Source organism: Fervidicoccaceae archaeon (assembly GCA_038734945.1).
Classification (GTDB): domain Archaea; phylum Thermoproteota; class Thermoprotei_A; order Sulfolobales; family Fervidicoccaceae; genus ARK-14.
This window is the reverse complement of the sequence record JAVYOA010000009.1, coordinates 45661-66977: the sequence shown is the minus strand read 5'-3', so window position 1 is coordinate 66977 and position 21317 is coordinate 45661. Positions and strand designations below refer to the sequence as shown.

Annotated in this window: 19 protein-coding genes and 1 tRNA gene; 9 read left to right on the top strand and 11 right to left on the bottom strand. The window is 43.4% G+C overall.

Annotation, left to right across the window (positions count from 1 at the left end):
• The first annotated feature begins 54 nt into the window (after positions 1-54).
• The gene (locus tag QXR92_04785) at positions 55-1059 is read left to right on the top strand and encodes a phosphate uptake regulator PhoU (GenBank protein ID MEM0319314.1); all 1005 of its coding nucleotides are present in this window, start codon (positions 55-57) and stop codon (positions 1057-1059) included.
• Positions 1060-1177: 118 nt separating this feature from the next.
• Here QXR92_04785 and QXR92_04780 read toward each other — a convergent pair whose 3' ends face one another.
• Positions 1178-2587 carry a CoA-binding protein gene (locus QXR92_04780; protein ID MEM0319313.1) on the bottom strand — a complete coding sequence of 470 codons (1410 nt, stop codon included), beginning with the start codon at positions 2585-2587 and terminating at the stop codon, positions 1178-1180.
• Between the two features lie 141 nt (positions 2588-2728).
• On the opposite strand from QXR92_04780, the gene QXR92_04775 reads away from it, so the two are divergent.
• Positions 2729-3838: a Xaa-Pro peptidase family protein gene (locus tag QXR92_04775; protein ID MEM0319312.1), complete on the top strand. Its 1110-nt coding sequence runs from the start codon at positions 2729-2731 to the stop codon at positions 3836-3838.
• Here QXR92_04775 and QXR92_04770 read toward each other — a convergent pair whose 3' ends face one another.
• On the bottom strand, positions 3839-4198 hold the full coding sequence (locus QXR92_04770) for a hypothetical protein (GenBank protein ID MEM0319311.1): 360 nt from the start codon (positions 4196-4198) through the stop codon (positions 3839-3841).
• 180 nt (positions 4199-4378) lie between these two features.
• Positions 4379-4657, bottom strand: a complete 279-nt coding sequence (locus QXR92_04765; protein ID MEM0319310.1) for a hypothetical protein — start codon at positions 4655-4657, stop codon at positions 4379-4381.
• Between the two features lie 77 nt (positions 4658-4734).
• On the opposite strand from QXR92_04765, the gene QXR92_04760 reads away from it, so the two are divergent.
• Together QXR92_04760 and QXR92_04755 are read left to right on the top strand one after the other, a co-directional pair.
• Positions 4735-5340: a metallophosphoesterase family protein gene (locus tag QXR92_04760; GenBank protein MEM0319309.1), complete on the top strand. Its 606-nt coding sequence runs from the start codon at positions 4735-4737 to the stop codon at positions 5338-5340.
• A gap of 3 nt (positions 5341-5343) precedes the next feature.
• Positions 5344-5985 carry a hypothetical protein gene (locus QXR92_04755; protein MEM0319308.1) on the top strand — a complete coding sequence of 214 codons (642 nt, stop codon included), beginning with the start codon at positions 5344-5346 and terminating at the stop codon, positions 5983-5985.
• Here the strand turns inward: QXR92_04755 and QXR92_04750 are convergent.
• Positions 5978-6598, bottom strand: coding sequence for a LysE family transporter (locus tag QXR92_04750; GenBank protein ID MEM0319307.1), 621 nt, complete (start codon positions 6596-6598; stop codon positions 5978-5980). The two genes, QXR92_04755 and QXR92_04750, sit on opposite strands and share 8 nt — an antisense overlap.
• Before the next feature lie 39 nt (positions 6599-6637).
• On the opposite strand from QXR92_04750, the gene QXR92_04745 reads away from it, so the two are divergent.
• The 4 genes from QXR92_04745 to QXR92_04730 all read left to right on the top strand — a co-directional run bounded on the left by QXR92_04745 (position 6638) and on the right by QXR92_04730 (position 9852).
• Positions 6638-6720 (top strand) — tRNA-Leu (locus QXR92_04745).
• A 97-nt stretch (positions 6721-6817) separates the two neighbouring features.
• A complete protein-coding gene (locus QXR92_04740) occupies positions 6818-7921 on the top strand; it encodes a DUF1512 domain-containing protein (protein ID MEM0319306.1) in 1104 nt (367 codons plus the stop codon).
• 9 nt (positions 7922-7930) lie between these two features.
• Positions 7931-8263 carry a hypothetical protein gene (locus tag QXR92_04735; GenBank protein MEM0319305.1) on the top strand — a complete coding sequence of 111 codons (333 nt, stop codon included), beginning with the start codon at positions 7931-7933 and terminating at the stop codon, positions 8261-8263.
• Positions 8264-8322: 59 nt separating this feature from the next.
• On the top strand, positions 8323-9852 hold the full coding sequence (locus QXR92_04730; GenBank protein MEM0319304.1) for an amidohydrolase: 1530 nt from the start codon (positions 8323-8325) through the stop codon (positions 9850-9852).
• A gap of 198 nt (positions 9853-10050) precedes the next feature.
• On the opposite strand, the gene QXR92_04725 is transcribed toward QXR92_04730, so the two are convergent.
• From QXR92_04725 to QXR92_04700, 6 genes are all read right to left on the bottom strand, one after another.
• A complete protein-coding gene (locus QXR92_04725) occupies positions 10051-10473 on the bottom strand; it encodes a hypothetical protein (GenBank protein MEM0319303.1) in 423 nt (140 codons plus the stop codon).
• An 88-nt stretch (positions 10474-10561) separates the two neighbouring features.
• A complete protein-coding gene (locus QXR92_04720) occupies positions 10562-11650 on the bottom strand; it encodes an ABC transporter ATP-binding protein (GenBank protein ID MEM0319302.1) in 1089 nt (362 codons plus the stop codon).
• A gap of 6 nt (positions 11651-11656) precedes the next feature.
• Positions 11657-13465 (bottom strand): iron ABC transporter permease, encoded by a 1809-nt coding sequence (locus QXR92_04715; GenBank protein ID MEM0319301.1) that lies wholly within the window; start codon positions 13463-13465, stop codon positions 11657-11659.
• Positions 13466-13472: 7 nt separating this feature from the next.
• Positions 13473-15026: an ABC transporter substrate-binding protein gene (locus QXR92_04710; protein MEM0319300.1), complete on the bottom strand. Its 1554-nt coding sequence runs from the start codon at positions 15024-15026 to the stop codon at positions 13473-13475.
• Positions 15027-15153: 127 nt separating this feature from the next.
• On the bottom strand, positions 15154-16506 hold the full coding sequence (locus tag QXR92_04705) for a hypothetical protein (protein MEM0319299.1): 1353 nt from the start codon (positions 16504-16506) through the stop codon (positions 15154-15156).
• A 144-nt stretch (positions 16507-16650) separates the two neighbouring features.
• Positions 16651-18723 (bottom strand): metallophosphoesterase, encoded by a 2073-nt coding sequence (locus QXR92_04700; GenBank protein MEM0319298.1) that lies wholly within the window; start codon positions 18721-18723, stop codon positions 16651-16653.
• Positions 18724-18892: 169 nt separating this feature from the next.
• Here QXR92_04700 and QXR92_04695 point away from each other — a divergent pair, with 169 nt between their 5' ends.
• A complete protein-coding gene (locus QXR92_04695) occupies positions 18893-20206 on the top strand; it encodes an MFS transporter (GenBank protein MEM0319297.1) in 1314 nt (437 codons plus the stop codon).
• 5 nt (positions 20207-20211) lie between these two features.
• Here QXR92_04695 and QXR92_04690 read toward each other — a convergent pair whose 3' ends face one another.
• Positions 20212-21288 carry a family 1 encapsulin nanocompartment shell protein gene (locus QXR92_04690; protein MEM0319296.1) on the bottom strand — a complete coding sequence of 359 codons (1077 nt, stop codon included), beginning with the start codon at positions 21286-21288 and terminating at the stop codon, positions 20212-20214.
• Positions 21289-21317: the final 29 nt, after the last annotated feature.

Sequence of the window (21317 nt, the reverse complement as noted above, 5' to 3'; positions counted from 1 at the left end):
AATAAAAAATATATTAGTATATAGAAATAGAATAATTTATAGAGGTAGCCCTTTATGCACTATATTAGAACTGTTCAACTCACAGGAACATCTTCGCTCATCATAAGTCTTCCAAAGGAATGGGCCGAGAGAAGTGGCATAGCTAAAGGATCGAAAGTTGAAGTGCTTGTGGAGCCAGATGGATCTCTCAGAATTCTTCCAATTAAGGAAAAAAGAGAAATTAAGGAATCAGTATACAGGGTTAAGCAAAAGGAAAATCCAGCGTTAGCTGCTACGGAGGCCATATCAGCCTACATTGCCGGTTATGATTTGATCGTTTTTTGCAGCGAGAAATCGGATAAGGCTGAATGGATGGATAAGTTCAAAAAAATTATCATTTCTAAGACCATGGACACTATCACAATTGAGGAGAATGAAAAGTGCATAACATTGAAGGTGCTCGAGAGCAGGCTAGAGCACAGCATGGAGGAATCCGTTGGTTTGATGTTCAGGCATATAGAGTACATGTTTGAAGATTTACTATTGGGATTAGAGAGAAGAGATGAAAGCTTGCTGAGAAGCTCTGCTGAAAGGGATGATATGGTGGACCAAGTATATTTGGCGCTGACAAGATACATCTCAGGCGTTCTTTCTGGGAAATACAGCATGCAGAGCTCCAAGATTAGAAATTTGGCTGAGGCCCTTCACTATCATCACGGCTTAAAAGCAATGGAAAGAATCGGCGATCACATTTCAAATATATCGAATAATCTTCTTTTTGCTTTCAAGTCGAATTGCGAAGTACATCCTGAACTTTCCTCCGTTATAAGAAATGCTGAGAGAATAGTAGAGGATGCGATAAGAAATTTTTCGAAGTTGAACCAGGAAAGGACAGTCGAACTTTTACGAAGAATTGATGATGAAATTAACAGAGTTTCAAGTATAAAGATAAATAGTAATGAATGTGGGTTTTTCCTCATTTCGGCTATTCTCAGCATATATAGAATACTCAGCTACAGCTCAGACATACTTGAAATTGTTCTCGATCTGAAGGCGCTAAGGGAACCATCTTCCTCCTGATGAAAAGCTTTTGAGACGCTTTACCAAGATTTTTGACTTCCTCTTCCCATGAAAAGGGAGCTTTCAGGTTGTAAAAATTTTAATGAGAGATCAAGGAATAAGTTAAGCTTGTTGACTACTACGGCTGGGATGAATCGGCTCTGTACTTAGCATACTTGTAGAAAGCTGCCATTGCTGAGACTGCTCTTTCTGGTATGTTATAGCTTGGTATTCCCTCTCTATCAAGCATCCTTCCAGCCTCCCTGGTCTTTTCACCGCCGAGCATTACAACATTTACAGGCTTCTTCTTCACGTTGTAAGTCTTCAGAGTATATGCGATCTTTCTTGCAAGCTCTATTGGATCTAGGAAGCCAACCTCGCAATACATTATTACAGCCCCGGTTATTGCATCGCTTTCAAGAGCTGTCCTGATTGCTCCCTCATAGCTATCTGCTGATGCCTGTCCAGTCAGATCTATTGGGTTGTTTGGTGAGCCAAACCATGGCATGCTCTTTCTGAACTGCTGCTTCAAACTATCTGTCATCTCAAGTAGAGGCAGTCCGTTGAGCTCAGCAGCATCGGTTGCCATAACACCCATTCCGCCGCCGTTAGTTATTATTACAAAACCCTTTCCTTTCAGCTCAAAGCTCTCCACGCTTGCCAGCATTTTTGCCCAGTCAAATAGCTGTTCAATGTCATTTGCTCGCAATATACCTGACTGCTTGAATGCTGAATCATACATAGCATCACTTCCAGCTAAGCTTCCAGTGTGGCTCGCTATAGCCCTTGTACCTCTCTCTGATCTTCCTGCCTTAAGCGCTATGACCGGCTTGCTCTTCGTGATCTTTCTGAACTCATTTAGAAAGCTTTGACCTCTTCCTGTTGATATCCCCTCCAAGTACATTGCTATTACCTTGGTGTTCTCATCCTTCTCAAAGAACTTGGCCAGATCCACTGGATCTATGTCAGCCATGTTTCCTAAACTTACAATAGAGGATAGTCCTATCCCCTCCATTGCAGTCCATGCCATGAGTGCTATTCCAAGCGCGCCACTCTGAGTAAGGAAGGCTATCTTTCCTTTCAGCACTTTCTCTGGACCGAATGTAGCATTAAGGTTTGTTGGAGTGTAAACCACTCCGAAAATGTTCGGGCCCAAAATTCTCACGCCGTATTTCTTACCAAGCTCAACTATTTTCTCCTCAAGGTCTGCTCTACCTGTTTCCTTGAATCCTGATGATATTATTGTGAGAACTTTCACCCCTTTCCTGCCAGCTTGCTCCACGACTTCAGGTACCTTGTCTGCTGGAATGGAAATGACCGCATGATCAACTTCATCAGGTATATCGAGAAGAGATGGATAACTTGGGACTCCCATTATTTCAGTGGCGTCTGGATTGACAGCATATACTTTCCCACTGAACCCATTGACCAGAATGTTCTTCAGAATAGTTCCTCCGATTTTTGCTACATTTCTGCTCGCTCCAACAACTGCTATTGTTTTCGGTTTAAAGAGCTTCTCTATCTTGCTGAGATCCGAATCTGAGCTCATGCATCATCACTTTTTTAATTTGAATTATCTTTTATTTTCCAAAATATGACGATTTTATGGAATATACTGAGAGATAATATAATTTTTCTCTTTAAACGACCTTAATTAGTGCTTCTTTCTAGTAATAAATTGGTGAAATCCTTGAGAGCATCTGAAATGGTTGAAAAGAAAATAAAGCTCGTTAGGAGGGCTCTCGAGGGAAGCGGTGCCCAGGGAGCCCTGATAGTAAACAGAGGGAACTTTCTCTATCTTACCGGAGTTGACGCTGGAGGAGTAATATACATAGAACAAGACACCGATGAAATCATAGCATTAGTCCCCCTGATGGAATTTTGGAAAGTAAGCACGGCTGTTGAGGGAAAAATGCAGGTTTATGCTGTAAGCAAAATAGCATTCAACAGCCACCCAGACTATCCGGTGATATTGGGGTCTGTGGCTGACGCTGTTTCAAAAATCTCCGAAGGCATTGAAAGCCTTGCAGTAGATTCCGATCCCATTTTGCTCAACTCCTTTCAGGAAGTTTTGAAGAAAAAGAGAGTAGTTAATGCCTCCAGGGAAATCACTATGGTCAGAAGAATAAAAATGACAGAAGAAATTGAGCTAATTTCAAAAGCTTCGGAAATATCCGAAAGAGCTCTTGAAAGGATAATCAACATACTGAGACCAGGATTAAGCGAAAAGGAGATCTATGCAGAGCTTCTTTCCACTATATTTAGAGAGGGTGCTGATGCTTTGGCATTCGATCCGATTGTTGCTATAGAAGAAAATGCCTCAAACCCACATGCTATCCCTGGAGAAAGGAAGCTGAGGAGGGGGAATGCTGTTGTCTTTGACCTAGGTGCGAAAAAGGGTTCATATTGTTCAGATATGACAAGAACTATTCTCTTTGGAGCATCATCCTATAGGCCCTTGCTTGAGTCCCTTATTTCTGCCTATTCCGAATCGTTGGATATGCTTAGGGCTGGAATACCTGCAAAGGAGGTGGACCTAAAGGCGAGGAGTGCTCTTTCATGGAGGAGACTGGACATCAACTTCATACACTCACTGGGTCATGGTGTAGGAGTTGAGGTCCATGAGCCACCAACATTGTCCCCTGCAAGCGAGGAAGTCCTCATGGAGGGAGATGTTGTGACCATAGAGCCTGGATTCTATATACCGAGAAAGCTCGGCATGAGAGTGGAAAATACTGTAGTTGTTACAGAGAATGGGGGGAAGCCTTTGAACAGAATGGATGTGTTGATTGAAGTTTGATCAGTTGGACTCCGACTCAAGGCTCCTTCTCATAGACTCATAGAGGTAGCTTCTTGCTCTAGCTGAATATATCCTTCTTTTTGCCTCGAGCTCCTCTATCATTTCTGGTGTCAGCGTATCTGGATCTGCATACGTCGTTCTGTTTAGCTGAACAAGTTTCTCCTCCTTAACTAGCTGTCTCAGAGCTCTTCTCAGCCTATCTTCCCCGATAACAGCGCTGAAGTGCTCTCTCAGCTGCTGCCATGTCATTGGTCTCTTTCTTCTCTTGAAGAGATCCATTATGAGTTGCGGGATTTCGTCGTCATGAGGTCCTACCTCAACGACCACATCCTCATCCTCGTAGATGGACTTTAGCTTCATTTTAATTTCACCCCAATTTTTTATTCCATTTTTATATTCGAATCACTTTCTTATATGCTTATGCTCCATATTCTAGGGAGCTTTGCATTCAGAGATCGCATTAAAGTTTCTTCTACTAAATAAACCTTTTCCAAAAAATTTTGAGCAAAAATCAGTTTTTTAAATTATTAATTGAGAAATTTACTGCTCATTCTTTTTTGAAATATATATGGGAGATCTTCTGTTTCTGTTTACAGCCTCAATCAGCTTATTTTGCTCGAGAGCCTTTAGAATCTTCTTTGAAGTGCTCAGCGAGACTCCGAGCTTCTGTGCTAGGGAAAATGGGGTTATGTACTCCATTCCCTTTACCTCTCTCTCAGCTCTCCTTATGAGCTCAGTTGGTGCGGATACGTTCATTTCTGCCTGCTGAATCGCGCTCCTTCCCGTCTGTCCTTTCTCCTCTTTCTTTTGCTTTGGCATATTGCTCCTACCCACTTGAAGTTTGCTAAATTGGTTTATTAACGATTTCTTCCAATAGCGCTTTGGGCTGATGTTGATTGAAGATCCTCCAGCTGGGGGACATTCACTGTAATGTAGCAAACTTAAAAAGATTGAGGGAGGAAAGCGCATCCCTGCAGTTTGATTTGTTAGCAGTCCATGGAGATGTTGAATGCAATGGAGACGTGGTTGATCTACTTAAGGCGATTTCCTCTTCAATTGTTTTCGTTCCAGGGAACATGGACGATATCTCTATAGCAAAGGAGTTCTCGAGGGAAAATTTCAACATTGATTCGAAGGTCATTGAATTGGACAACTATGTGATAGCAGGAATAGGTGGGTTGAGCTTTTACTCATCATACACAAGAGTGAAGGAGATGCTTCCTCTTTATAGAGGAAGAGATATAATTATTCTCTCTCATCATCCTCCTCTATCCACATCCACGGATCTTGCCATGGGCTCTGTGCATGCAGGACTCCCTGAGTTAAGGGAGCTGGATGAAGAATTTGGAGCTATATTGCATATGCACGGACATATACATGAATCGTTTGGATATGAGATAATCGGTCAAACACTTATAGTAAACCCTGGTGCACTAAAGAGCGGAAGATATGCATTAATCGATGTAGAGAAGAGAAATGTAGCGCTTATGAGGCTGAAATAGAGAATGTTGGATGATGCCCTCATCCTAAAAAGTCTATTGAGAGATAAGTCTGTGATAGTCTTTTTTTCTCTGACAATTCCTGATGCGTGCCTAAGCTTCATTATGGATCCTCTTTCTTCAACAGACTTTGAATTGCGAGAATGCTACAACGAGCTGAGAAAAAGGAAAGATAAAGAAGAGAAGATGATTCAAATTCTCTCTTCGCTCTTCAAGCTATCAGGAATAGTTTTTTTGTCCCCGTCTTTAGCAGATTTTTTCCCAGATAATGTGGAAAAAGTTGATTTCCTAGGTGATGCTAGAAAGCATTTCTGCATCAAGTGTGGAAGATCCTTTCCATCACACTCAGCTCCTAAGATCTGCCCAGCTTGTGGTTCTCCAATAACACCAATGTTCAGCAACAGGATGGAGTGGTTCTCGAGGAGAATTGACAGAGCTGTTAGGATATCAATGTCGAGTGATAGCATGCTTGTGCTCGGAAAAGCTGATCAGCTCCTTCCAGGGGCTCTGATACCGTGGGTATCAAAGGTGTTCGGTGGAGTTGAGCTGATCGTTGTTTCTGAGGCAAAGTCGCAGCTAATGAAAGTAGCAGATGAAGTTATAGAGAGAGAACCAGTAGAGCTCATTCTGGCTCTTGAATCTAAATGAGGAGAGTCACGGCTGTATACAACAAGTATATTGAGAATGCCGACAGTGTTATAAAGCTGAACCATTTTATTGCTACAGCAAACTTTCGAGAGAAGCCAAACCTGTTAATCAGATAAGAGAAAGATATCACCCAGGAAGCTATACCAAAAACGAAGCCCAAAAATATTTGGAGACCGAGGCTTTTCACAAGAGAAACTCCAACTGTAACCCACCACATTATCTGGAATGGGTTTGTTAGACCCATGGCCAGCCCAGTAAAATAGCTAGATCCGCTTTTTTCCTTTACTTTTTCCGTGTATGAAGCAGAGGACTTGAGGACCCCATAAGCAAGCCAAGCAAGAAAGGCGAATCCGAGAAGAGAGATTGCGGGCATAAATTTAGGTGGGATAAGATAACCAAGATAGACGCTCATTATCATAAATATCAAATCTGCAGTAAGTGCACCGAATCCAACCGATGCTCCTCTTTTCCAGCTCCTCAGGCTCTTTGAGGCTATTATAGCATTAACAGGCCCAGGAGGAGCAGCAAGACTTATTCCCAGAGCAATTCCCTGAAGGACAGCATCTAGCAACTTGAGCCCTCCACGGTGGGAAAGAAGTTTTTCGTGGGACATTAAAAACTTAATTATTCCCCGAGGAAAAGTTTTTAGTGAGCGGGGGTGCCCGAGCGGACTAAGGGGGCGGACTCAAGATCCGTTGGCGTAGGCCAGCGTGGGTTCAAATCCCACCCCCCGCATATTTGGGTTTCCTTATCAAGAGAGCATTTATATTTGGAATAAATTAATTATCTGCGCAGTACTGAAAAAAAACTTGAGAGTAGGAGAGTGTAACGATTGTCCTCAACAATAACTGATTGGATATCGGCTATTTCACAGTTAGCCTTTCTAGTCATATTCATGCTACTCTTCTTGGGATTCAATCAGAAATTCCAGATATACATATCATCGAGAAACATAAAAATGAAGCTTGGAATTTTGGAGAAAATGATGAATGACTCACAGAGCAAGACAATGAGCTATATGAGGAATTTAGGGCTGGAGAAACCGGAACAAGTTGTAGAGAGAGGAATAAACTACTTCACAATTGAGCCAGTCAGCATAGAACCGACTGACATAATAAAGAGGATGGATGTTCTCTTTTCGACGAGGGAGGAGAGGCTAGAGGGAATAATTAAGGAAGCCCTCCCAAATGCTGGAAAGGTTGAGAGAAGCATAGCCTCCACAGCCCTAGAGATAAGCGCAGCGCTCACCTTTGTGTACAAATATGTGAGGCATCTATTAATCACAGGGCAGAAAACAAACAACTGGATACTGATAATGCAGTTGGAAATGGTTCTTCCAACCATAATAAAACAGGCAGAGGCATACAGCAAAGCTCTCGATGTATTCTTGGAAGGAAAGCCGATTGGAGATGGGGCTGGAGCACTTCTTGTTCAAAGGCTTGTTGGACCATCTGCTACTCCAACAGAGATTGTCAAAGATACTGTGTACTATGAAAGCCAAATAGAGAATAGAAAAGTATATCTAATCAAGGCAAGCGGTCCGGAGAGCAACGTAGGGCACCCGGGCTTCGCTGTAGAGGAGCTTCTTAGAAAGCTGAGCGAGAGAAATGAAAAAGTTGGGATGATAATTACAGTTGATGCGGCACTTAAGCTGGAGGGTGAGCCTACAGGAGAAGTAGCTGAAGGAGCTGGAGCTGCTATAGGTGATGTTGGTCCAGAGAAGATAAGAATAGAAAGGGCAGCATCTGCTTATGGAGTGCCTCTCCATGCCATAATTGTGAAAATGAGCATGGAGGAAGCAATATTGACCATGAAGAAGGAAATAAGCGATGCTGTTGAGAAAGCTGTAGAGAGAGTGAAGGAACTAGTTAGAAAAGCACCAGAGGGGCAGAGCGTAATAATTGCAGGAATAGGAAATACTGTAGGAATTTTGTGAGGTGATAGCATGCTCAATCCTGCTCAGGCTTCACTTCAGCTCTTTGGGAACAATAGCACAATACTTTCTCCAGAAGTCCAGGGGATCTTAACTCTTCTTCTAATGGCAATTTCCCTCACATTTCTATACTACATAATGATTCAAATGCAACCAAAGAGAACGCAGGATAACTATGAAACTGTTACAGTTATAAAGTGCCTTGGAAATGGCGGAGAGATTTCGGAGAGACCGTTCCAAAAGGGAGATTTTGTTGGGAAGATTGTAGGCGAATGCTCTGAGAAAGTTCCCAGGGTAATTCACGCAATATATGAAAGGAAGGTAGAGCCCAAGGGAAGAAGTTAAATATTTAACTTGTAGCTTTATTCTCATAATTCAATTTTTGAGTCCTCGGTGGTAAGATGATGGAAGCTTTTGCTTTGCTTGGAAAGATATACGCTTCGTTTAACCCAATAAAGACAGCAAAAGGAATGGTTGTAAGTGATGGAAAGGTTGTATTTTTGGGAGATGAGGAATCTGCCATAAAAAAGGCAAAAGAGCTCGGAGGAGAAATAATAGATAGAAGGGGGAAAATTGTCCTCCCTGGTTTCATCGACTCTCACATGCATTTAAACAGCCTTGGAATAAGCCTCATGACTTTGGATTTGAGAGGTACAAAATCGATAAGTGAGCTCAAAGGGAAGCTTTCCAGCTTCAGAAAGGGGGGAGAGAAAGTTATAATAGGAAGGGGATGGGATCAGGAGCTTTTCTCCGAGGGAAGATGGCCCAGAGCCTCAGATTTAGATGCTGTAATCAGCGATATCCCTGTTGTACTTGTTAGAGTATGCGGGCATGCTGCTGTCCTCAATAGCCTGGCTCTAGAAATTGCCCTTGAGGAGGGCATGGAAGACTACATCCAGAGGGATGATAAAGGTGAACCTACTGGAGTGATCTTTGAGGATCTAGTTGGAATAGTTCTCACTAGGATGACAGAGTGGATGGATAAACACGAAATTATGATGAAAGCAACAATGGAGGCAGCTAGGCTTGGTGTCACCTCTGTTGGTTTCATGTCAGCTAAGATAAAAGACCTCGAAATCCTGAAAATGATGAATGAAAGGAATGAGCTTAGAACCAGAGTCTTTGTCTATCTCGATTACAAGGAAATCGATGCTCTCAAGCAGGTAAATGGTTCAATTGATCACGAGCTTCTCAGGATTAATGGCATAAAACTGTTTGCTGATGGTAGTTTAGGTGCGAGAACGGCCCTTCTGTCTCAACCATATGCTGATAGCCCAGAGACAAGTGGTGTAGCTGTTATGGGAGAGAACGAGCTAGCTTATTGGTCCAATAGAGCCAAGGAGCTGGGGCTCCAGAGTGCAATTCATGCTATAGGCGATGCTGCCCTAGACAATGTAATTGGGGCTTTTAAGAAGTCGGGAATTAGAGGAAACCTGGGGAGGGTGGAGCATGCCTCAATTGTTATGGACGACCAGATACAAAAACTGGCTTCACTTGGTATTGGAGCTTCGGTACAGCCTCATTTCATAATATCAGACTGGTGGCTCGTGAAAAGGCTTGGCATGGAGAGAGCTAAATATGCTTATCGATTCAAAACAATGATGAAAGCGGGTATAGATATTGGCTTTTCAACCGATTCTCCTGTTGAGCCTCTTGATCCTTGGATCACGCTCGATGCAGCTGTTAATAGAGGAGAAAAGGAGGGGGTGGAGCTGTTCAATCTAACTAGAGATGAAAGGCTGAGCATCGAGGAGGCTCTCCATGCTTATACAGCTGGTTCAGCAAAGCTGATGAGAGCAGAAGGCATTGGAAGGCTAGAGCCTGGGAACTTTGCAGACTTCGTAATTGTCAGCGGTGATCCTTTCAACGAGGATCTAGCATCACTTCGAGTGCTTGAAAGCTATATTGGTGGGAAAAGAGTACATCCTATTTAATCTTCTGCACATCGTTTCGCTTTTTTCTATGACGGGTAGGCTCGCCCCATTATGCTATGCATCTGTAGGATTGAGGTCTGACGTCTTTTCCGCGCTAAAGGGTGAAGCTTTCATTTGTAAATTGTGAAAAGCTGAATCCGACAATCCATCGTAGGAATACTTACAAAAGCCCGGTACAGAAGAAGTTGAGAGATAACGCTATATCTCTTCGCCCTCCTCAGGAGTGAACAGCTCGATGTTCTTCAGCTTCTCCATGACCTCCTTAACTAAGTTTTCAAGTCTATCCAAATCTCCCCCTTTCTTTTTATACTCATCCATAACTATTTTTTCCACGATTCTATAGCTCTTGTACCTTTCATTGAGTGCTCTCCACTTTACTCCTATGAGTTTTGATGCTAAATCCTCATTATATGGAAGGGCTCCTTTGAGCATCATCAATGCCAGTATGGGGTAGCCTATGTATCCTCTAAACTTGGTGCCATTGTCGGTTGATGATGCTATGCCCCTATCCAGATCCAAATAAACTTTATATTCTCTCTGCTCGTCTGAAGAAACGACTGTAGCCTCCTTATCGCTCAGTTGCTTTATTCTTCCCTCAGCTACAGCTGAAAGTGCCTCCAAGATCTTTATTCTGGGAGGAAGTGCGAGTTTTTTCAGTTTCGGTGCACCAAGTTTCTTTAAACTTTGTTAATAAAAAGGCTTTTCTATTTCATTTTTTAGCTTTGAAGATAATTGCCCTTATTGCTGGTATCTCTATTTCTATATCCTGTCCAACAGCTATAGATAGATCGGATGATGCAGAAGCGTAGATGAAGGGACCTTCCTCCCCTTTCATGCTTATCTTTATCTCCTGGCTCACTCCCGTGAACATTCTCATGACTACTTTTCCGGTAAGCTTTGTTGTTTCTCCTGAGCTGCTTCTGCCTCTTCCCTGTACGTATATATGCTCTGGTCTTATGACGACCTTTACGCTTTCCCCTTCCTTGATTTCCTCTTCACTGACGGCTGGAGTTGCCTGAATCTCTATGCCATCTCCTATCTCAACTCTCCCCTTTCCGCTATACTTTCCATCTAGGATATTTGGCTTACCGAAGAAGGTAGCAACGAACAAGTCTTTCGGTGAAAAGTAAAGTTCCTCCGGTGTTCCAACTTGAGCTATTCTTCCTGAGTTCATCACAGCAATTCTATCAGAAAGGCTCATAGCCTCCTCTTGGTCATGCGTGACATAAATCGTGGTTATCTTCAGCTTTCTCTGAAGCTCCTTCAGAAAGCCCCTTACCTCAACCCTTACCTTGGCATCAAGGTTGCTAAGGGGCTCATCGAGCAGAAGAACTCTTGGCTGAACAACGAGTGCTCTTGCTAGAGCAACCCTCTGCTGCTGCCCACCAGAGAGCTGTGAAGGATGCCTATCTTCCAATCCAGAGAGCTTGACTAGCTCGAGAACTTCCTTTACTCTTCTTTTAATCTCGTCTTCCTTGACTTTCCTTATCTTCAGTCCATATGCTATATTTTCAAAGACAGTCATGTGAGGCCATAGAGCATAGTTCTGGAACACCATAGCGGTGTTTCTCTCATATGGCTTCTTATAAGTAACCTCCTCATTACCAAAGAATATTTTTCCGCTATCCGGGAATTCGAAGCCAGCTATTAGCCTAAGTGTAGTCGTCTTCCCACAACCACTTGGACCGAGGATTGTGAAGAATTCCCCCTCATCGATTGATAGGGATACATCATCCACTGCTACTACTCTTCCTCCACTATATGTTTTCCTTAGATTTTCCAGCACAACTTTTACCAAATTTCATCACACTCCTATGAAGGCATAGCTCTGCTTGAATATCATTGTTATAATAACAATAACAGCTATTTGGATCCCCATGAGCAGAACTCCCAGAGCGGCTGCCAAGTTCACTCCAGCCAACCTCCCACTCGTTATTAAATCCAACATTACCATGGTTATTGGTCCCTTATGGTTTGGACTGGATACGTCTCCGCCCAGCCCTCCAAGGGTTATGCTTGCACTGGTTTCTCCCATGCAGTAAACAAAGGTTATCATTGCTCCGCTTGCTATATTTAGGGCAATCAGAGGAATCACTATATAACCCAGGGTTCTTAGCCTAGAAGCCCCTAAATTGAGGCTTGATTCCTCCAGGGAAATATGGGTTTGCTGAAGCCCTGCGAACACGCTTCTCGAGGTGAATGGGAGCCTTCTCACTGAATAGACTAGTATGAGTGGGAGTGCAGGGTTGTAGAGGGGATCCAGTATTGTATTTGGAAAATATTCATGGAAGAAATAGAAGTAACCAAAAGCAAATATTAATCCTGGTATTGCGAGAGGCATTGTAGACAAATAGTCAAGCAAGCTTATACCTCTGAGCCTGATTCTCGCTACAACATAGCTGGCGCTCAGTCCTAGAAGAACAATAATGGCCACTGCTGCAGTTGAATAGAAAAGACTATTTAGTATTCCCCTGAAGACCCCCTTTATTTCAACAAGCTGTACAAAGTTCGATATTGTGAATCCTGATGGGAGCGGATCCGATCCCCATCTTTCCGAGAATGCCAGCATGAAAACGCCTATTTGGGGAAGCATGGTTATTATTACCAATGGGAAAACGAGCAGGTATACTGCTAGCTTCCCTTTAATCCCGAGACTTCTTTCTCTTGGGATCCACCTTCCTCCCTTGCTTATCATGGCATATTGCCTCAGGCTCGTCTGTCTCCTTATGAGAATGAATATTGTTAGTGATATTAGCAACATTGTTAGGGCTAGAGCTCCTGTCTCAGGCGAGGTCACATTCACCCTTACTCCTTGGAAGTAGTTGTAGATCTGGTATGAGAGAACGTCCCTTACCCCGAAAATTATTGGAGCTCCAACATCTTCCAGGCTAAATATGAAGACGAGAGCAGATCCAGCTATTAGACCTGGAAAGCTCAAAGGGAGAGTTATGCTGCGAAAAAGCTTAAAGCCCCTTGCTCCCATATTTTCTGCCTGTTCCTCCATACTTGGGTCTATATTCATCATTGATGAGAACACGTTCAAGTAAACTATTGGATAATATGTGATTATCTGTGTGAGTATAACTCCGGCTATTCCACTGAATGATAGCCTTATGTCCAGTCCTGTTAATCCATGTATTATCCAGCTCAAAGTATTGTAGCCAAATCCAGGCCCTATCAGCTTCTTTACGACGTAGGCGTTTATAAATGGGCTCATGAGAAGGGGTATTATTGCCATGATCCTCAGCGCCATCTTAAACTTGAATTTGTACCTAGCTAGTACAAATGCCACTAGAATTCCCAGTAGGCTAGCGAAAATTGTTACTACAGAAGCAACTATTATGGAGTTCAAGATAACCCCAAATGAAAGGCCAGTCACTTGTATGAAAATTGTATCTCCAAACCTATTAACAGAGATTGGAGATCCTATCGGATGCAGATTGAAGTACATGGGCTGAAATAGAAGAGATAGGCTATAGTTTCTAGCTGAGAGAAGAATTGTGAGAATAGGAAGAATCATGAAGATAACCAGATAGGTTAAGGGGAAAAAAATTTGAAACATGAGAAGTCTATCGAGCTCGAACCTCAGCCTTCTAAAAATGGCAGAGGACATTCCTCTTTCATCCTCCTATTGCCTGTATGACCGCCGCATATTTCTGAGCAGCAGCTGTTCTCCATTGGGACATCAAGTTATCGAGCAATGAAGGATTGCTCAGAACTGCGCTATTCAGTTGAATAGCAACATCCTGTGTTAATGTTGTCTTATTCCCAGTGAGGGGATTAGTGAACACAATGAAGTCTGTGAGCATTTGCTGTAGCTGCTGGAACCTTGTTTGGTTAATTTTTCCGCTTGTATATGCCTTTACCAGAGCTATCCAAGCATTCTGCAGATTCTGAGCCTGGTCTGTGAGAGTCGCCTTGAAATAGTTCTGCATTATGTACTCATAGCTAAGGGCAAGGTTATCGCTAAAGTTTATTGAAGGTGTCTGAGATGCCGCTAGGAATGCTTGATAGAGATCCTGTCTTGCCTTCCCTTCTGTTGTGTTGAATATGTTTGGATTAGCTGGTAGCCTGTTTATGTTCTTGTCAAGCCAGACCTTCTGCCCATCAGTTAATACCCATGCAATAAATGCTTGCGCTTCGACGGGATGCTTTGAAGTTGTGAAGAGAGCTATGGGATCTCCATTAACGATGCTCTCGTTGGCAGGAATTATGTATATGCATGCCGGGTTCTGGTAATGCGCTGTATAGCCATAGAAGTCTATTGTTATGCCAACTATCCTCTCTCCCCTTATTACTACATCTCTCACTTCCTCGCTGCTCGATGAAATATATGCATTAGCTGCCATAAGGGTTAGAAGCCTCCACCCCTGGTCCCATCCAAATGCCTGAAGGATTATCTCATACATCCTTGTGTTGCTAGTACTGCTTGTGGGATCTGCTATAGCTAGAGGAGCTTGCCCAGTACTGGCAAAAACCTTTCCGAAAGCTAGTGATCCTAGGTCCTCCCATTTTTGTGGTATTGGAAGATTATACTGTTTTGCCAAATCTGTATTAACCGTGAATCCAAACGAAGATATTGCTGCAGCAACCCAATATATTTCTCCATTAGGCCCAACTCTCTTCATTGGAACACCGGCTATTTGGTTTGGAATCTGGGCTGATGCATTCAAGGCTAGTGGAAGTGTTAGAGGAGCTGTGAGATTGTTCAAGTACATCGTATCAAAGAGTGTTGGACCCCCTCCCCAACCTAGGTCAACACTCTTTGCTACGGCCGTCTGGGGCCAAAGGCCTGGAGGAACAACGATGAATTGAAGATCCACAATATTGTACTGCTTGGCAATTGTGGAGTTAAGGAACATTCTCCTTGCCAAGTCAAGTATATCTGTAGAATGTCTTGTGAGAATTGTCAGTGTAACTCCTTGTGCTTGGGGTGTTGTTGTAGTTGTAGGTGTTGTAGTTTGCGCTGGCGTGGTTTGTGTTTGCGTTGGAGCTGTTGTGGTTGTTGTCATAGTAGGTGTTGTTGTAGTCTGTGTGGTTGTTGTTGGAGAAGGAGTTGTTGTGGGAGCTCCACCTCCTCTTGTGGCGAGATAGGCTCCAACGATCGCAATAGCAACAACGATAATAACGATTCCAACTACTAAGGTTGTAGAGATGGATCTTTCTCTATTCATTTCTATCGCCTTTCTGAATCTCCCAATTTTTATATTTTTTATAATTAAAATTTTCTCCCTTTTTTCCAATGGAATCTTGTATGAGAGCATTTAAAAAATTAATTGAATATTGCTAGAAGAGAAGCTCTCACTTCTTCGGCTTCATTGCTATAGCAACAATTGCTACTATGAGGGCAATCAGTCCAAGGGCTAATCCACCATATGCTAGACCTGAGCTTGCAGCTCCGCTAGCTGTTTGAAGCGCTGAATTGGCTGTGGAGTTGACCTGGCTCAGAGAAGCTTTGAGCTGATTAAGCTGGTTAGTTAGCTGAGAGATCTGGTTGTTGGCCGAAGACAGAGCACTCTGTGACTGCTGCAACTGCTGCTGAAGCTGCGAAATTGTCTGCTGCGCAGCCTGCAGGGCACTTTGCGAATTTGAGAGCTGTGTACTCAAAGTCTGCTTGTCAGCTATATATTGCTGCACAAAATTGAGCTCGCCCATATAGCCAGATATCCAGAGTATTAGGTTTCTGAAGAATCTGGGACCATCGAGGTTCACACCAACGTAGGAAGTGGATATTCCTGGCTGATAGCCTCCGATTGGAGTCTCTCCGCTCACAACAACGAACCTAGTTCCGTTGGTCCCCCCTATATTAAGTATCATTTTCTCAGCAGCCAAGAGAACGTATTTTCCAGTATCTCCTGCGCTTGCTGTCTTTCCTAGGTCACCAGGAGCACCAGGTTGCTGTGGCTGATTCTCCGAAATCTTTCCCTGACTAGTTGTCCACACAATTCTGTATATGTTTGGAAGCGTCGACGTGTTCAAGTTGTGCCAATTGCCTTGATCGTCTACATAAGCAACGATTCCTGGGCCATGGAATAGAACCTTCTGCGCAGCAAATCCAACAACTTCTGCTCCTGGATCTGGCTGAACAAGACCAACAACTCTGTATGTTGCTCCAGCATTGCTTGCATAGTCATCAACTGAGACAAAGTCCTCCCTTAGGTGGGAGCCTATAGCTTCGGCGATCTTGTCGATCTGATGCATTGCTATTTCCTGGCTACCTCCCTGTGCCGGATAGTCGCTATCTCCCGCAAGCCATATGGCTTTCTGCATTGTTGCTGTAGTGTTGAACCAGTTAACTATGGCCTGTATCTCTGCTGGTGAGAAAGCCATTGTTGGCTGAGGAATTATAATGACGTTGACGTTCTTGAGATCGTTTGTAATTGTATCAAATGTTCCGATAAGTATCTTGTAGGCTAGCTCTTTCACTATTGGGGAAAGAGAGTTCGCTTGATCTTGGCTTGAGACCAGAACGTAGAATTCAGCTTCGGGAAGAACCTTTATAGCTATATCTAGACCAGCGGCTGATTCACCATGAGCAAGATCCACGAGGACAACGATTCCTGGCTCCGATGCTCTTGCCACAATTGCTGGAGATGCAATGGATGCCAACAGCAGTGCAACAGTTATGAAAGGTATTATTTTTTTATTTAACATAATAAATTCACCCCAATTTTTGCAATATAGTTTTAATGGGATTGTATAAAAACATTACCTATTACTTTCTCTGATGGTCATTATAATTAAACTGGAGAAAATTGAGCCAGTTTTCAAAAAAGGAAAATTGTTATTTGAGGAATATCACTTCTTTCTAGTTAGAAGAGCTGCCAGAACTCCTATGATTACTATTACTACTACTGCTATAGCTATTGTTCCAGTGGTTCCAACACCTCCAATCGCTTGAGTAGTAGTTTGCTGGACTGTAGTTGTAGGTGTTGTAGTTTGCGCTGGCGTGGTTTGTGTTTGCGTTGGAGCTGTTGTGGTTGTTGTCATAGTAGGTGTTGTTGTAGTCTGTGTGGTTGTTGTTGGAGAAGGAGTTGTTGTAGCTACAGAAGTTGTTGTTGGTGATGAGGTTGTTGTAGCAAGCGTTAGGGAAAGATTGCTCCAGCCAGTTTCACTCTGTAAGCCCCCAGCATTTTCAGCTACAATATCATAGAGGAGGTATGGAACGCTTATTGGTGGTATGCTTGCTTCATAATATCCCTGTCCCACACTCCTCATCAGGAGCTGTGATTGGGTACCGTTGGGCAGCTTGAATATGAGAACTACTTTTCCAATGCCCCATTCGGGATCTGAGACCTGGACATCGATTGTGATGCTGTCTCTGCCAGCTATTGGCTTCTTCGGAGAAACTAGAGTCCCGCTTATTGAGGGTGGTGTAGTATCGTTCACTGAGCTAAGGATTATTCTCGCATTTTGATCGGATGAAAGTGGCAAAACCAAGTTTATTATGCAAGATGTTGGGCCGCAGCTCATAGAGCTGGATGATATGTTGCCCAGAGTTATCAGCTTAGCTCCCTGCGGAATAGTGCTTAAGGGAACATGTATGGATAGATTCAGCTGTGCTCCCTTACTAAAAAGCTGAAGCTCCTTGACTCCGTTTGTCTGAAGTATCCATGCTTCTGTAAAATCCGTCGCTACGTATTTTGAATATATGTTCTCAACCGATATCGAAGTTGGTCCAGAAAATACATCTGGATTGTCCGCTTTTGGAACAACAACGACAGTTCCATTAGCATAAACATCAATGAGCCTGAAGCCGTGATAATCAGCATGTCCATGATATGGTGCTGTGCTTATGGGTCCAACGGGCCCTCCTAGAGCTGTAGTGGTAATGAACCACGTTTTTCCGTTGTAGAGCACTGCACCATCGCTGTGCACGTGACCGGAAAGAACTAGAGAAACATTATACTTTTCGACGAGTTCAAGGACTTTTGAGGCAAGGGTTAAATCATCTGCCCATGAGCTGTAGAAGTACTGCTGAAGGGCAGCAATGTTTGTGTATGAGCCATTTATTTTTCCATAGAGGTCTGTTCTAAATAGGGGGTGGTGAAATGCTATGATTTTAACTGAAGCATCAGTGTTGTTTTGGAGAACCTTCTCAGCCCAGGTGAGCTGATCAAGTGGAACTGTTCCTGTGGCGCCAGAGTCAAGAGCTATTATGAGATAGGGCCCCCATCTAAGGTAGAAGTAGTTTGCACCAATATATTTGCGCCAATTTGTTAGCGAGGAATCACCTGAATAGTCATGATTGCCTGGAAGGATGATCGTTGGGAGCGATGAGAACTGTGTTATCTTCACAAAGTCAACATATTGTTGCGCAACCGCAGCAGTATCTGCTATGTCTCCAGTCTCAATTATTACATTGGCTCCAAGAAGCTGTGCAAGGAAGAGGGCATTAGAATATAAATCTATGGCATCCTCCGTCTTAGGATAGCTGTTGACGACTCCTATATGAACATCGGTGAACTGAGCAACTCTGAGCTTTGAAGGCCACTCCTGGAAAACTACAACGGATCTGTAGGAGTAAATGCTCTGGTTACCTGCTACTATGAGAACATCATAGAGCCCTGGCTGAATGCTCCCTATGTTGGAGTGCAGCACCAGCCCTGTTCCAGTGACCTCATAAGTGTAGTTCAAATTGTATGTGAGGTTCCCAGAAGAGAGCATCAGGCTGAGTCCAGAAGGGTCGGTTATTCCAGAAACAGTAACGTTCAAAATGCTTCCTGGAACCACAGCTTCTGGCTCGCTGAAAAGCGGGAAAGAAATCGATGGAGCAGTAGCAGCATGCGTGACAATTGGTGATAGAAGACTGACAACCGCAACGAGAACAGCAATTGCTAGAAAACCCTTTATCGTTTTGTTTTTGTTCATCCTTTTATCACCATTATTGTTAATAATGAAAGGTAGGAATATATATAATAAATTTTGGTTTGGAAAATACAAATGTGAAGATTGCTGAATTGTTGATTGAACATTCAATAAATATTTTATAGGTGCATTTATAACCTGTTTATAACACATAGATATTTTGGTGTTGATATTGACAGCTGATAATCCCTTGGACAAGGCTCCACTTGGATGGGAGCACTGGAAGCTCTTCACTATAATTTCAATGAGCCTTTTTCTCGACGGCGTCCTCTTCTCTCTGGTTCCAACTACACTGTACTTGCTTCCTGAGCTTTCATCAAGAGCCTCAACAATTTTAATGGTGAACTCCCTTTCCTTTATGCTTGGCTCTCTCACCTTTGGAGTTCTCTCAGACAGGGTTGGAAGGAGAATTGGACTCATTCTTTCTCTATCGATATACACTATTTCTGCTTCCCTATTTGCAATTCTGACATACTCTGGAGTGCTCAGCTTCATTGAGGCAATACTGCTAACTAGCCTGATAAACTATGGAGTTGGGGCAGAAGTCGGACCATCTTATGCAGCTCTCTCCGAGCTCATGCCAGCTAGGCATAGAGGAAAGATGCTCATGCTCTCTCTCAATTTCTGGAATGTTGGGGCTGCAATCATTGCGTCTCTCTCTCTATTCTATACAAAGCTCACAACTGACCTGCAAACAGTCATGATATACACACTTCTGACTGCCATCTCTCTTTCCATTTTAGTGTTTATTGCCAGACTCCATATTCCTGAATCTCCCAGATGGCTCCTTCTGAGAGGTAGGAGGGAACAGGCAGAAATGATAGTTGAGAGATTTACTGGAAGAAGAGACATTGTTTCCATTGCTAGCGAGAGCAAGGCAATTTCCCTCTCACAGGCCCTGAGTCGCTATGTTGGAAGATTTACTGTTCTTATCATTGTGGTTACATCGCAGCTTCTGACTTATAACCTGGCAGCCTATTACGTTCCATATGCTCCAGGCTTCACTTTCGGAGAACAATCAGCGCCGCTTGTGGTTGCTATATCTAATCTTGGAGCTTCGCTCGGAGCCTTGCCATTCATATGGCTGATAGACAGAAGCAGAAAGCATGCATTGCTCTTCTCCTTTGCTTTTGGCTTCTTCTCGTCTATTTCGTTAATTGCTCTGTTGGAAAGCACTTCTTTTGTTCCCTTTGCTATATCGCTATTCATAAACATGATATTCGCTGAGTGGGCATATGGCTCGATAGCCGTGCTGGAAGGAGAGCTCTTTCCCACGGGCATGAGAGCATCCGCAGCGGGGTTCATAACAGGAGTAGCGTGGCTTCTCAATTCTGCTTTTGTAGGTTCAATGATTCTATTGGAAGCGAAGACCATGCTAGTTTTGAACTCGTTCATCTGGTTTCTTGGGGTTATTGCTTCGGTATATTGGATGAGCAAAGGCAAGGAAACTGCTGGCAGATCCTTGGAAGAAACTGAAAAAGTGTAAAAAAATTACTTCTTTTCCAGAACAACTATTCCCGCTGGATACTTTATTCTGAGCAGTATTGTTTCCCAAACTCTATATTCTACTTCATCTTCCCTCGGCCCAACCTCATCTACCTCAGTATCTCCGCCCAGAACAATATCAGCAACTACGCTGTTCAGAGAGAGGGCTACGGCCTTTCCCTCTTCAAGGCTTGGAATCATCACTACTCTGTCAAATATCTCCTTAATTCTCTGGAGATCGGAAACTCCAGTTCTCTCTGTATGTCTGAGCAGATTTGCATAATCTCTTGGGCTTAGAAGCAGCGCATATGGTCTGGGAGCGCCCTTGGAAAATAGGGCTCCAATAGCAAGCGCAGCATCGGCCACGCTGTTGTTGGGCTGACTCCAGTCACTTATTTGTAATCTCTGCACAGATTCACAAGTGAGCAGTCCTGGATATTTTTCCTTCTCTGAACCTCTAAGTATGAAGTCGTCCTCGAGCATAGCCAGCTTTATTCCAGCATTTTGTGCCTGGACCAGCTCGGGTATTTGTCCTGTTTTCTTCCAAAAATCAAGTTCTCTCTGCTTTATTGAGAATGAGAGGCTTATTTCATGCAGTTGGGAGAATTTTAGTTCACCGTTTGATGATACAACTTGAACGAATTCCGTCCCTCTTCCTAGCTTGAGGACAGGAAGGATGTTTCTGAGGAATCTGGCTCCCTCAGCTGCATCTAGAACCTTTTTGCTGATTCCTTCCAAAAAAGTTCCGTTCCTAGAGCCCAATTCTGCTTGGGAAATGGGGGGATCCTCTGCTGATATTCCTGTGAGTTTCTTCACCTCTTCAGCCCCAGCTGCAAGCTCTGCTACTTGCTCTGGATCTAGGCTCTTCAGCAGAGCAAGGAACTCACCAGCGTGAGTTTTCTCCTCCTTTGCTATATCGAGCAGAACCTTTCTAACATTATCGTCTGAAGTGTAGTTTGCTAATTGTTCGTACAGGTTCACTGCATCAAGCTCAGCAATTATGTTGAGCCTCAGGGCCTCCATTATTTCCTCCCTTGAGAGCTGTCTCTTGGGAGGAAGCTCCAGAGGATGTTTTGAGAGCATGTACATTCCCCAAATATCTTTCTCATCGT

What these genes read in the sequence shown, in the direction of transcription:
- QXR92_04785 (MEM0319314.1), top strand. Translation starts at nt 55, where the DNA reads ATGCACTATATTAGAACTGTTCAACTCACAGGAACATCTTCGCTCATC.
- QXR92_04780 (MEM0319313.1), bottom strand. Translation starts at nt 2,587, where the DNA reads ATGAGCTCAGATTCGGATCTCAGCAAGATAGAGAAGCTCTTTAAACCG.
- QXR92_04770 (MEM0319311.1), bottom strand. Translation starts at nt 4,198, where the DNA reads ATGAAGCTAAAGTCCATCTACGAGGATGAGGATGTGGTCGTTGAGGTA.
- QXR92_04765 (MEM0319310.1), bottom strand. Translation starts at nt 4,657, where the DNA reads ATGCCAAAGCAAAAGAAAGAGGAGAAAGGACAGACGGGAAGGAGCGCG.
- QXR92_04755 (MEM0319308.1), top strand. Translation starts at nt 5,344, where the DNA reads ATGTTGGATGATGCCCTCATCCTAAAAAGTCTATTGAGAGATAAGTCT.
- QXR92_04750 (MEM0319307.1), bottom strand. Translation starts at nt 6,598, where the DNA reads ATGTCCCACGAAAAACTTCTTTCCCACCGTGGAGGGCTCAAGTTGCTA.
- QXR92_04735 (MEM0319305.1), top strand. Translation starts at nt 7,931, where the DNA reads ATGCTCAATCCTGCTCAGGCTTCACTTCAGCTCTTTGGGAACAATAGC.
- QXR92_04730 (MEM0319304.1), top strand. Translation starts at nt 8,323, where the DNA reads ATGGAAGCTTTTGCTTTGCTTGGAAAGATATACGCTTCGTTTAACCCA.
- QXR92_04715 (MEM0319301.1), bottom strand. Translation starts at nt 13,465, where the DNA reads ATGTCCTCTGCCATTTTTAGAAGGCTGAGGTTCGAGCTCGATAGACTT.
- QXR92_04710 (MEM0319300.1), bottom strand. Translation starts at nt 15,026, where the DNA reads ATGAATAGAGAAAGATCCATCTCTACAACCTTAGTAGTTGGAATCGTT.
- QXR92_04705 (MEM0319299.1), bottom strand. Translation starts at nt 16,506, where the DNA reads ATGTTAAATAAAAAAATAATACCTTTCATAACTGTTGCACTGCTGTTG.
- QXR92_04700 (MEM0319298.1), bottom strand. Translation starts at nt 18,723, where the DNA reads ATGAACAAAAACAAAACGATAAAGGGTTTTCTAGCAATTGCTGTTCTC.
- QXR92_04690 (MEM0319296.1), bottom strand. Translation starts at nt 21,288, where the DNA reads ATGCTCTCAAAACATCCTCTGGAGCTTCCTCCCAAGAGACAGCTCTCA.